Genomic DNA, 11,739 nt, shown 5'->3' with positions numbered 1-11,739 from the left:
TTTTGCTAGAGAGAATTTTTTTCGCTTGACAAAAGCCTTCTAATGGGTGACCCTTCACCTTCTCTTCACCTTCTTACGGTACAATGGGTGACTCAATGAAAAGTTTTAACTGCTTGGTGTAGTTTTGATGCGTAGATTTCACTAAGTTTTATTATATCATTGAACTTCTGTTTCGCAACCGCATTGACCCATTTTTTATGGCTTCATGAAGAAAACCAGGACGCCACATTCTCGGACAGCCTGTTAAGATCCCTTGCGGAATCATGGACAAGTCAAGCCTGTTTGTACGCCACCCTTATAAAATCAGAGATCTCAATTCGTTTGATGAGTGCAACCTAAGGTTCTTCTGACCATTAGGTCATGTTTGATTCTGATATATTTATAAATTCCCACCGGCAATGGCAGGCACTATGGAGATATGGTCTCCGTCTTTCACTGGCGTATCAAGGTTACCCATGAATCTTATATCTTCGTCGTTAAGATAAAAATTAATAAACCTTCTGATCTGGCCATTGTTGTCACAAATCCTCTCTTTAATCCCCGTATAGGTTGCTTCAAGATTCTCTACAACATCCTTAATATTCTTTCCTTCCACATTTACCACATCGGCGCCTTTGGTAAGGCTTCTCAATGGGGTTGGAATGCGTACCGTTACTGCCATGTTCTGCTCCCTTCAAATGTTCGTGTTAATCTTTTGTCAGTCTGAGGCAATGCCTCGCTATGAAATTCAAATTACGTGTTTTTTACCACAGCCATCTTTTCATCCATAATAGCGTCAAATTCAGAGAGAGAAGGATTGATAATCTTCGGAACTTCTAATTTATCCAGCACCGCCTCCTGGGTCTTTAATCCATTGCCAGTCACACTGATGACAATGGATTCTTCGGGCGGGATCTTGCCCCGTTCAATAAGTTTTTTGGTAACCGCAACCGTCACGCCACCAGCAGTTTCTGTAAAGATACCCTCCGTCCTGGCAAGTAATTTAATGCCTTCCACAAGCTCATCATCGGTTACATCTTCCGCCCATCCCCCGGATACATTAATAGACTTCACCGAATAATAACCATCTGCAGGATTGCCAATGGCAATTGACTGAGCAATGGTCTTGGGTTTTACGGGTTTTATTACATCCGTCTCCTGTTTAACAGCAGTAGTTATTGGTGCACTACCGCTTGCCTGTGCTCCATGAAGCTTGGTATCCGCTCCATCAATAAGCCCCAGTTTTACAAATTCTTTAATGGACTTTTCTATCTTGGTTATCAAAGAACCGCCCGCCATAGGAACAATGATATGTTTTGGCGCTTTCCATCCTAGTTGCTCCAGGATCTCATATCCATAAGTCTTTGAGCCCTCTCCGTAGTAAGGTCTCAGATTCACGTTTACAATTGCCCAGCCATATTTGTCTGCAATCTCTGAACACAGTTTGTTTACATTATCATAGTTTCCCCGGACTTTTATTACGTTGGTGCCGTAGATCAATGTACCAACAATCTTGCCCTGTTCAAGATCGGCCGGCATGATGATGTAGCTTTCCAGAGACGCCTGTACCGCCTGGGCAGCTACCGCATTCCCCAGATTTCCTGTAGTAGCACATCCAACCGTTTTGTACCCGAATTCCTTTGCCTTCGTCAGGGCAGTGGAGACAACCCGGTCTTTGAAAGAGAACGTGGGATAATTTACCGAATCATTCTTCACATACAGTTCCTTAACCCCAAGGACCCTGGCAAGGTTGTTTGCTCTGACAAGCGGTGTAAAACCGACCTGGGCGCCTACCGTAGGCTCTCCGTCAACCGGCAGCAGTTCCTGGTATCGCCACATAGTTTTGCCGCGGGACTCAATAACTTTCCTGGTTAAAACCTTTTTGATCCCCTCATAATCGTAATCAACTTCCAGTGGACCAAAACAAAAGCTGCAGACATGTAGCGGCTCTTTTGGATATGGCTTTCCGCACTCCCGACATTTTAAACCTTTTACAAATCCCATCTATCGCCTCCGTCTTATGGTGCTAAATAAGTGGTTCTCTCCGGCTTACAGCAACGGTAGTAGCCGGTACAAAATCCGGGAGAAAACAATGCAACCCGGAAGTTACGGACTACCGCTTGTTTCCACAAGCCTTCTGAAGAACAAAATAAAAAAGCCTCTTTCTATACATATAAGATAGGAAGAGGCTTTTTTATGCACCCATCTTATCTTTTCCCAAATCACGAGACAGGAATTAGCACCAGCATCCCGTCCACTCTATTAGCTGGACAAGACCGGTTGCTGTGGCTTCGCAGGGCCAGTCCCTCTGCCACTCTCGATAAGACAATAAATTTTAATCATATTGTAATGATAAGTCAGGGTGTTGTCAATGAATTATTTGAAGGTAAAACCAACCCTACGGTCTCCTTTCTTCGTACCATAACCGAGCTGCGTCCTTTTCCACAGATATTTTTGCGTTTGCTTAGCGCTATAATCATATGAAATTTTTATCGGATCTTTCATTCGTCTTTTATTCCCGCGTTTTGTAATGAACAAGTTGTGTCTTCAGTTACAGGGTGGCATGGACTTCGTCCTTATTTGTCCATGGTGTTTAAATATACCCATGTATTGGGAATATATCATACGGACAGACAGAGTTTGTCGGTGGCATCCCGTAACCCGCTTAAATGAAATGAAAATTCCTATACAATTAAATTCCATTTTTTATTTGAAAGATAACTATAGAATGGTTTAAAATTTCAAAACTTATTATCTGATGTTCGGGAACGGAAATTCGTTGTCATTAAAGGAGTTCACTATTGACAAAAGCATTGGCATTATTATCGGGTGGCTTAGATAGCACCTTGGCAATCCGTGTTATCCAGCAACAGGGGATCGAAGTGATTGCACTCAATTTTGTTACAGTATTTTGTCGATGCACGTCGCACGGAAGCTGTAAACTTGAAGCAGTAAAGGTCTCAGAAAAATTTGGAATTCCTATTAAGGTTATTAACACTACAGAACGGTTTCTTGAACTTGTTAAAAAACCGAAGTTTGGCTATGGGAAAAATATGAATCCCTGCATCGATTGCCGGATTAATATCTTTCGCATCGCCGGCGAATACATGCGGGAAATCGGTGCGGACTTTATTATCACGGGTGAGGTGTTAGGGCAGAGGCCGATGTCTCAACGGAAGGAAGCCATGAAGATCATTGACAAAGAGGCAAATCTTACCGGGCTCGTCCTGCGCCCTTTGTGCGCCAAGCACCTGGAACCTACCATCCCGGAAAAAATGGGAATTGTGGATAGAGAGCAACTTCTTCATATCCGTGGCCGATCCCGGAAAGATCAGATACAGCTTGCCGACGTATTTCAAATCAAAGACTATCCCTGTTCTGCAGGCGGTTGCCTGCTCACCGACCCGGAATTTGCCCACCGCATGAGAGATCTGGTCAATTCCTGTGACGCCGATGTAAATGACGTTAACCTTTTAAAAGCAGGAAGACATTTCAGGCTTGACCCGAACACGAAAGCCATTGTCGGGAGAAATGAAGAGGACAATATCAGGATAGAATCCCTCTCACACGAAGGAGATTTGCTGTTAAGTCTGGTCGATATGCCAGGACCTCTTACCCTTTTGCGTGGTACGGTCACTGAAGAAAATATATACCTTGGGGCACGAATCACGGCGAGGTATGGAAAGTCAGGCGATTTACCTTCCTTAAAGGTCTCCGTACGGCAGGCAAAAAATGATACTCCGCAAAGGTTCATAGAAGTTACTCCGATTAGCCAGGAAGAGGTGGACAGACTCATCCTTAAAAAACTTCCTGCCGGGAACTTATCGCACGAGCCATCACCGGTAACCGAATTTGAGGTTGGATAATCGTTTTTCGTATAACTTAGGGCATAATGCTAAGGTAGTCAAAGACTTTTGCCCGCACAAAAATGATGGACTGAGTATTGCACACAAACCATGGCGCAGACTGAAGTCTGCGACTGTAAGTTTGAAACAGAAACAACAAGCATAGGAGCGTTGCCAGATGAAATTGCCCTACGAGAACATACTGACGCATCTCAAAAATATCAAAAAGGTAGTTTCCGATTTTTCAAAAAATACCTTCATCAAAACGGACAAGCAGCTCTCTTTTATCCTTATTACAACCTTTGCTGTTTCTGCAGTTGCGCTTTTTTGCTACTGGTTTTTTAAGGAAAGGCCTTACTATGATACTCTTCTTGCAGAAAAAGATGAATTAATAAAGTCTCTAAAATTTATTCGTGACAAACAAAAAAAAATCTATGAAAATGCTGTGGATGCTTACGAAAAAAAAATAATCACTGAATATGTACCGAAATCCTCTTACGATGATAAGATAAATGAATATGAACAAAGACTTATGTCCTACCGGAGTGAGTATATTCCGGTGGTGGAGCACACAAAACAGGTCGAGGAATTGGAAAACCGGATGAAGGAGGAGTATGCTTCCAAGGAGCTCCAGGTAAAGAGTGATTATGAACAAAAAATCACGACGCTGGAGCAAAAGATCTCTCTTCTGGAAGACAAAAATCTCAATCTGAAGTCAACGCTTAAGGAAACAACAGATTTTATCCGAGAAGAAAAAGAAATGCTGGAAGAAATGCTTGTGTCGGAAAGGAAAAAGGCGTTAATTCCTTCTATCATCCTTTCCGAAACCAAAAGCCGGATGTTGGATGCCAACGCAGTAAAAAAACTAGTTACGATAAAAGACAAACTAAAACGCATCGAAGAAATGAATATCGCATTAAAGCCCGACACCTATTTTGAGATGGGTCTCATCTCTTACTATAATAAACAACATAATGAAGCAATAGAACTATGGGAGAACGCACTATCCTTAAATAAAAATAATTTCAAGACATACCTCTGTCTTGCAATCGTATATACCGAAGAAAATATGGCGGATAATGCTGTTAAAATTCTGAAACGCGCTATTGAAATCAATCCGAAATATTCGACGCTCCATCTTGTGCTTGCCCGTATTTATGAACAAAAGGGCGCCCTAGATGAAGCTATTTATGAATATTCTAAAGTACTGGAAATCAAGCCGGAGACCATAGACATTTATAATGTCCTTGGCGCTCTTTACGAAAAGAAGGGGCTGAAAGAAGAGGCCAGGAAATCGTTTAACCAGTATGAAAAATTAAAGGAGTCAAATAAATAATCACGACCGAATAATAACCAACGGTTGCCCCTTGCTTTTTTCCAGAACAGGGGAACGAATCACGGGTTTCAATTTCCTTGCATGTTTCCGATCTTCAAACTCGATATTTTTTCCCGGAACCTATTGCTTTCTTGAGCCACGTGTTCCTTTGCCTGTATTAAACCTGTGTGAGGCTGCAACAATACCTAATTTATCATTGATAATTTCCGATACTTTTCTTCAATCTCTTTTGCTTTATATGTCTGAATTTCCGCATTGGTCTTCTCATGCGTGTATCGGGAGACCATGTACGTTGCAAAAAAATTTTTATAGGGTAATACTATAGAGCCTTTTAAGTGCAAATGCATATTGTTTTGAAATTTTCTGCCAGATGACTCCCAATGGTTGTACCAGAGTGTTGAGTTTGTGGCATTTATCTTGACTGAACTTTACAAATTTGTTATGAGAATATGGTTGTTTATTTTGGCTTTTTTATTTATTAATCTCAAAAAGGGTAAAAATTCATGGCCGAGTTAATCAGTAAGCTTGAAACAAAAAAGATTAATCATATTATACAAAAGACGCAGCAGGTAGCTCAGAAGATCGATATCTTCTGCTCAGCAATCCTGTTACAGACATGGAGAAGAATGAATTATATTTTCAACAAACAGGAAATTCATTCTTCATTAAAAAGGCGACAGGGTAATTGCCTGCGTTGTGGACGTTGTTGCCAGGCATCTTTTAAATGTCAGCATCTTGAATACGACAAAAATGGTCTTTCTCTCTGTAAGGTGTACGATCAGAAACCGCTCATGTGCTCACTCTACCCTTATAATGAAGACGATTATTTCTTCCATCTCAAACCTACCTGCGGTTACAAATATGACGATGAATAATGATGTTTCGTAATCATGAAGAAAACGCCGCTTTATGATATCCACCTCAAGTTTCATGCAAAAATGGTATCTTTCCATGACTATGTCATGCCCCTCCAATACGATACCATCATCAATGAACACCACAGGACAAGAAATAATGCGGGACTTTTTGATATATCTCACATGGGAAGATTTGAGGTTGCAGGGGATAATGCGTTCCCATTTATCCAAAACATTATCACCAATGATGCGGACAAACTTGAAGACATGCAAGTTCTATACACCCCCGTCTGTAACGAACACGGCGGGATTCTTGACGATATCCTTGTCTATAAATGGCATAAAGACCGTTTTATGCTGGTAGGAAATTGTGTTAATAGAGAAAAGAATTTCTTGTGGTTCCAAAAGCAAGCAGTTCCCTATCCGCGGCTGGAAATAAGGGATTTAACAGATACGGTATCCCTTATTGCATTGCAAGGACCCCGCTCCCTGCCTATACTTGAAAATACCTTTAACAGAGAATTTAGTTTTCTGAACCGGTTTTGCTTCACCGATTTCATATGGGACGGTGTACAAATTATCATTTCCAGGACTGGATACACGGGCGAAGATGGTTTTGAAATATTTACGAATGCACAAAACATGGCAAATATATGGAATCTGCTTATGGATAAAAATAGCCCGGATGGTTTGGGACCTGTCGGCCTTGGTGCAAGAGACACCCTGCGATTGGAGGCAGGTCTTCTGCTTTATGGCAATGATATGGATGAAACCATAACCCCCCTTGAGACAACAATTGACTGGACGGTTAAGTTCGATAAAGACGACTTCATAGGTAAAGTATCCTTGTTGCGGCAAAAGGAAAAAGGCATGGAGAGGAAATTGGCCGGCATTGAGATGATAGACCGGGGTATCCCCCGCAACGGTTATCCTGTGGTAAAAGGGAATGAGATCGTGGGAAAAGTTACCAGCGGATCCTTTAGCCCATCCACGAATAAGAACATCGGCTTATGTATGATAAGGTCCTCCTTTGCCAAAGCTGGAGAAGAGCTGCAAATCCAAATCCGGAACACTCATTATCTTGCACGTGTGGTAGATACTCCTTTTTACAAAAGTAAAAATATGATAGGATGCCATATATGACAAATATACCAAATGAGCTCTTTTATACAAAGACACATGAATGGGTAAAGAAAATAAGTCAAAGCGTAGTGATTATGGGTATTACTGCCCATGCGCAAGAACAGCTCCGGGATATCGTCTTCGTTGAATTGCCTTCATTAGGAAAAGAGTTAAAGGCAGGAGAGGCTTGCGCCGTGGTAGAATCCGTAAAGGCTGCTTATGATATTTTCTCCCCGTTATCGGGAAAAGTTATCAAAATCAATGAAAAGATTCAGGAAAAACCACAACGGGTAAATGAAGACCCTTACGGCGAGGGATGGTTCTTACACATCGAGATATCAGACCCGAATGAATTTAACGCCCTTTTAAGTCAAGCCCAATACCAGGCTATCTGTGAACCAGCGCCGTAATGGAGTAGTTCCGATACTAAAAATACCTGAAATGTACGGATAAAGAGACAGAGGGCATTTCAGAGATTACTTACCTGATCTCAGGTGTTGCATTTGGGTCGAAAGGATTCGTTCTCAGGGCAAAGGAAAAGAGATACGGATACTCGGCCTTTAAATGTCTCATATATTCCAGCCATTCGCAAATGAGTACCATGTATGCCCGCTCTATATCGCTGGAAAGATGTGCATAATCAGCGTTTGATAACTTTCTCACATCTGCCCTTGCAGCTAGTTCTTCCGTCAGGTGAGATACTGCCCACAGAAGTTCTGTAAATGATTCATGTTCCAGTAAATTAGGATTTTCCAGAAGCCGTAATAAAAAATCCCTTTTTTCTATAAGAAAATTCCGCAATTCTTCCAAATTACCTTTTTGGCTATCCATGCTATAGTCAAAGCTTTTCAAGCTTTTGCTTGTGCTAATAAATTTTTGCTCTGACCAACTGTTCATCACCACAAGATTTTCCCTGATCTTATCAAAGTGGCAGTCAAAATGAGAAAAATGCTGCAGGAGATTGGTTCCCACCTCACTAAAAAAAGCCCCGATAACCATATTTAGTTTTTTCATAACGGTGCTCTTTTCACGCTCACTAAGTAATCGGTGGATAATCAACGTAACCAGTAGTACCTCAACCGGGACAAACGCAATATCCCCAAGCAGGAAAATAAAGACATGATGCGCATCCTGAAAAATTTCATAATGGATAAAATAAAGAAACGCAGATATCGCAACCAGGGACAAACCAAAATAGAGTTGCCAATGAGAATGTTTCATGTATCATCATCCACAAAAATATGGTACACCGGTAACACGGAATCGCACGCCCGAACACTTACGACAAAAGCTATCAAACCCAATTGAAAATACCGTCCTTGTATTTTCTGATCTAACGTATTTATGTCGAGACAGTTCGAATCTGGCAAACATAGTAAACACTCCCTGTCTCTTTCCTGGGATAGGAATCTTTTTCCCAGTTTAAAATTATGGATCTTCTTTGCGCAAAAGTTATTTTTATTTCACCACAATATTCACCAATCTCCCTGCCACGACAATGATATTCATAATTTCCCTACTATTTAAAAACCCGGCAATGCGTTCATCACCCAGTATACGGCTTTTCAACTCATCTTCATCTATACCGACGGGCACTGACAAACGATTTTTGATTTTACCGTTAATCTGAACGGCAATTTCTACGACCTCCTCTTGAATTGCATTTTTGTCGTATACAGGCCATGGTTGACGAAAGATGCTTGGCTTGTGCCCCATAACTTCCCACAACTCCTCGCAGATATGCGGAGTAAAGGGGGACATGAGCAAAAGGATTGTTTCCATAGTGTGACGAAAGATGTGAAAATCAAGCGCTTCCGCAGCATTGTTTGGTATGGAGACGTTGAACGTATCCACATGGTTTAATAACTCCATCACAGAGGCAATTGCTGTGTTGAAATGCCAGGAAGTCTCCATATCTTCCGTGACCTTTTTAATCGTCTGGTTCGTCTGCCGGTAAAGGTTCTTTGCCTTCGGAGAAAGTTTGCTCATATCAGTGTTCATACGTTGCACCCGGGCATAGATGTCTTCATATTCAACAATCTTCTGCCACAGGCGATTGAGAAAGCGATGCGCGCCAATTACCCCGCGGTCATTCCACTCTGCATCCTTCTGAGGCGGCCCAATAAAAAGAATATAGAGACGCTGGGTATCAGCCCCGTATTTATCGATGAGGACATCAGGACTTACCACATTACCCTTGGACTTGGACATCTTTGCGCCGTCCTTGATAATCATGCCTTGGGTAAAAAGATGCCGAAAAGGCTCTTTGAAATTGATATAACCAAGGTCGTACAGTACCTTGGTTATAAACCGTGAATAAAGAAGATGAAGGATGGCATGCTCTACCCCACCAATATACTGATCCACGGGTAGCCATTTATTAACCTTCTTGGTAATAAAGGGTTGACAGTCATCCTTCGGCGAAAGATACCTTAGGAAATACCAGCTCGAATCGACAAACGTATCCATCGTGTCGATTTCACGCCGTGCCGTTCCTGAACATTTTGGGCAAACGGTGTTGATAAAGGAATTCACCTCCGCCAGAGGACTCATACCATGCTGCTGAAACGCTACTGCTTCGGGCAATATCACAGGGAGTTGTGATTCCGGCACTGTCTGCGTACCACATTCCTCACAATAGATGATGGGGATAGGAGCTCCCCAGTAACGTTGTCGGGAGATTAGCCAATCCCTCAGCCGATAGGTCACGGCCTTTGCGCCAAGCCCTTTGAATTCGAGGTGTATGGTAATCTTGTTTATCGCCTCTGTATTCGGCAATCCATTGAAGCTTCCTGAATTTACTTGTATGCCACCATCAACGTACGCCTCTTTCATCGTGTCGGCGTTTAGTTTATTGTCTTCAGGCTGAATAACAATTTTGATGGGCAGCTTATATTTCTTTGCAAAGAGGAAGTCCCGCTGGTCATGAGCCGGTACTCCCATAACAGCCCCTGTTCCGTATTCCATAAGGACGTAGTTAGCTACCCAGACGGGTACCTTGTCATGATTGATGGGGTTTATGACGTATTTGCCCGTAAACATACCTTCCTTCTCGGTACCTTCGGCAGTTCGTTCCACCATCTCCTGGTTGCGCACCTTCTCTGCAAAATCCATTACCGCTTTTTCCTGCGGGGTACCTGAAATCAACTCCTGAAGGATGGGGTGTTCCGGCGCTAAAGAAATAAAGGTTACCCCGTAAAGGGTATCGGGGCGTGTGGTAAAACAGGGTACCGTTTTGTCTGAGCCTTCTAACGTAAAAGCGACCCGAACTCCCTCGCTGCGGCCAATCCAGTTTGCCTGCATCGTCTTGACCCGCTCAGGCCAGCCTTCTAGCAGAGACAGGTCATCCAGCAGTTTCTGGGCATACTGACTGATACGAAAGAACCACTGTTCAAGATCCCGTTGCCGTACCGGTGTATCACAACGTTCACAACAACCGTCCACGACCTGCTCATTGGCCAGTACGGTAGCACAGGACGGACACCAATTTACAGCGGCCTTCTTTTTATAGGCAAGGTTGTTCTCATAAAGTTTCACAAAAATCCATTGTGTCCATTTATAGTAATCGGGATCACAGGAGGTAATCTCCCTGTTCCAGTCATACCCAACACCCCACCGGTGAAGCTGCTTCTTCATGGTCTTGATATTGTTCTTCGTCCAGATGGCAGGATGGATACCGCCCTTCATGGCAGCATTCTCTGCGGGAAGGCCGAAAGCGTCCCAGCCAATGGCCGAAAGGACGTTGTGATCCTTCATGATCTTATACCGCGCAACGACATCACCGATGATATAGTTCCTGCCGTGGCCGACGTGCAGGGTGCCGGATGGATAGGGGAACATGACGAGGCAGTAGAATTTTTCCTTCCTGCTGCTCTCATCGGTGTGGAATAATCCGCAACCTTCCCAAAATCCCTGCCATTTACCTTCGATGTCAGTAAAATTGTATTCCCTCTTTGCCATTTAAATTTCCTTAAAATTAGCTCGGGTTTAAAAGACAAACCCTCAATGACGTGTTATTACACATCCCTGATTCTTCCCTTGATAAAAGAAACTCCACTATTTTCCCCTCTAAAAAAAGGGGCAGGGGTGTGTAAAGGAACGATCAAAAAAGATTAAAATTCTCTACGTTAAAGAATACCTGCTTGTTTTACAAATCCTTCTGAATAGATTCAAAACAGAAGAGTTGAATTTTATCAAAATTTCATCCTGAATCAATCGAAATTCAGACCGAAAAGCCTTGACAATACCTATGCGTCATGTTATTGTTCTAATGAACAATTACGGGATAATTTCCAATAACCACGGAGAAAACGGAAAAGACTCCGGGTTCTCCTGTCTTCTATGGTTAGGGTTGTTTAGGTGGGGCTGTGGCGCAGTTGGGAGCGCGTTTGAATGGCATTCAAAAGGTCAGGGGTTCGAATCCCCTCAGCTCCACCAATAAAATCAATAGTCGCAGGCATTTGACACTTCACTCTTCACCCTTTTCCGCAACCGTAACCATATTGTAGTCAGCTCCAATCATCATTTTGTTAAAAACCATGTTAGAATCAGCATTGTCCGGTTAGGGAATTGCGAAAGAGCGTCCCTGTTGTTCTTTGAG

At 42.6% G+C, this 11,739-nt stretch carries 9 protein-coding genes, 1 tRNA gene and 1 riboswitch; of the genes, 6 read left to right on the top strand and 4 right to left on the bottom strand.

Annotated elements, in window-relative coordinates:
* Window positions 1–379: 379 nt before the first annotated feature.
* Together BIY37_RS05965 and thrC are read right to left on the bottom strand one after the other, a co-directional pair.
* Complete coding sequence (locus BIY37_RS05965; protein ID WP_070066928.1) at window positions 380–661, bottom strand: MoaD/ThiS family protein; 282 nt, start codon at window positions 659–661, stop codon at window positions 380–382.
* Window positions 662–732: 71 nt separating this feature from the next.
* Entirely contained in the window at window positions 733–1,983 is a 1,251-nt protein-coding gene (gene thrC, locus BIY37_RS05960) for a threonine synthase (RefSeq protein WP_070066927.1), read from the bottom strand.
* A 200-nt stretch (window positions 1,984–2,183) separates the two neighbouring features.
* A riboswitch (SAM riboswitch) is annotated at window positions 2,184–2,306 on the bottom strand.
* A 474-nt stretch (window positions 2,307–2,780) separates the two neighbouring features.
* Between thrC and BIY37_RS05955 the strand changes: the two genes are divergently transcribed.
* The 5 genes from BIY37_RS05955 (at window position 2,781) to gcvH (ending at window position 7,549) form a co-directional block, all read left to right on the top strand.
* The gene (locus BIY37_RS05955; protein WP_070066926.1) at window positions 2,781–3,845 is read left to right on the top strand and encodes a hypothetical protein; all 1,065 of its coding nucleotides are present in this window, start codon (window positions 2,781–2,783) and stop codon (window positions 3,843–3,845) included.
* 157 nt (window positions 3,846–4,002) lie between these two features.
* Window positions 4,003–5,160 carry a tetratricopeptide repeat protein gene (locus BIY37_RS05950; RefSeq protein WP_070066925.1) on the top strand — a complete coding sequence of 386 codons (1,158 nt, stop codon included), beginning with the start codon at window positions 4,003–4,005 and terminating at the stop codon, window positions 5,158–5,160.
* Between the two features lie 503 nt (window positions 5,161–5,663).
* Entirely contained in the window at window positions 5,664–6,035 is a 372-nt protein-coding gene (locus tag BIY37_RS05945; protein WP_070066924.1) for a YkgJ family cysteine cluster protein, read from the top strand.
* Between the two features lie 15 nt (window positions 6,036–6,050).
* The gene (gcvT, locus tag BIY37_RS05940; protein WP_070066923.1) at window positions 6,051–7,160 is read left to right on the top strand and encodes a glycine cleavage system aminomethyltransferase GcvT; all 1,110 of its coding nucleotides are present in this window, start codon (window positions 6,051–6,053) and stop codon (window positions 7,158–7,160) included.
* The gene (gene gcvH / locus BIY37_RS05935; RefSeq protein WP_070066922.1) at window positions 7,157–7,549 is read left to right on the top strand and encodes a glycine cleavage system protein GcvH; all 393 of its coding nucleotides are present in this window, start codon (window positions 7,157–7,159) and stop codon (window positions 7,547–7,549) included. The genes gcvT and gcvH overlap by 4 nt, the downstream gene beginning before the upstream one ends.
* A gap of 70 nt (window positions 7,550–7,619) precedes the next feature.
* Here the strand turns inward: gcvH and BIY37_RS05930 are convergent, their stop codons facing one another.
* Together BIY37_RS05930 and leuS are read right to left on the bottom strand one after the other, a co-directional pair.
* On the bottom strand, window positions 7,620–8,360 hold the full coding sequence (locus tag BIY37_RS05930) for a hypothetical protein (protein ID WP_070066921.1): 741 nt from the start codon (window positions 8,358–8,360) through the stop codon (window positions 7,620–7,622).
* A 237-nt stretch (window positions 8,361–8,597) separates the two neighbouring features.
* Window positions 8,598–11,099, bottom strand: coding sequence for a leucine--tRNA ligase (leuS, locus tag BIY37_RS05925; RefSeq protein WP_070066920.1), 2,502 nt, complete (start codon window positions 11,097–11,099; stop codon window positions 8,598–8,600).
* 401 nt (window positions 11,100–11,500) lie between these two features.
* Between leuS and BIY37_RS05920 the strand changes: the two genes are divergently transcribed.
* Window positions 11,501–11,576, top strand: a tRNA-Ala gene (locus tag BIY37_RS05920).
* Window positions 11,577–11,739: the final 163 nt, after the last annotated feature.

The sequence above is a fragment of the Candidatus Brocadia sapporoensis genome (assembly GCF_001753675.2).
Classification (GTDB): Bacteria; Planctomycetota; Brocadiia; order Brocadiales; family Brocadiaceae; genus Brocadia; species Brocadia sapporoensis.
This window is presented reverse-complemented; position numbering and strand designations above follow the sequence as displayed.

What these genes read in the sequence shown, in the direction of transcription:
- BIY37_RS05965 (WP_070066928.1), bottom strand. Translation starts at nt 661, where the DNA reads ATGGCAGTAACGGTACGCATTCCAACCCCATTGAGAAGCCTTACCAAA.
- thrC (WP_070066927.1), bottom strand. Translation starts at nt 1,983, where the DNA reads ATGGGATTTGTAAAAGGTTTAAAATGTCGGGAGTGCGGAAAGCCATAT.
- BIY37_RS05950 (WP_070066925.1), top strand. Translation starts at nt 4,003, where the DNA reads ATGAAATTGCCCTACGAGAACATACTGACGCATCTCAAAAATATCAAA.
- BIY37_RS05945 (WP_070066924.1), top strand. Translation starts at nt 5,664, where the DNA reads ATGGCCGAGTTAATCAGTAAGCTTGAAACAAAAAAGATTAATCATATT.
- gcvT (WP_070066923.1), top strand. Translation starts at nt 6,051, where the DNA reads ATGAAGAAAACGCCGCTTTATGATATCCACCTCAAGTTTCATGCAAAA.
- gcvH (WP_070066922.1), top strand. Translation starts at nt 7,157, where the DNA reads ATGACAAATATACCAAATGAGCTCTTTTATACAAAGACACATGAATGG.
- BIY37_RS05930 (WP_070066921.1), bottom strand. Translation starts at nt 8,360, where the DNA reads ATGAAACATTCTCATTGGCAACTCTATTTTGGTTTGTCCCTGGTTGCG.
- leuS (WP_070066920.1), bottom strand. Translation starts at nt 11,099, where the DNA reads ATGGCAAAGAGGGAATACAATTTTACTGACATCGAAGGTAAATGGCAG.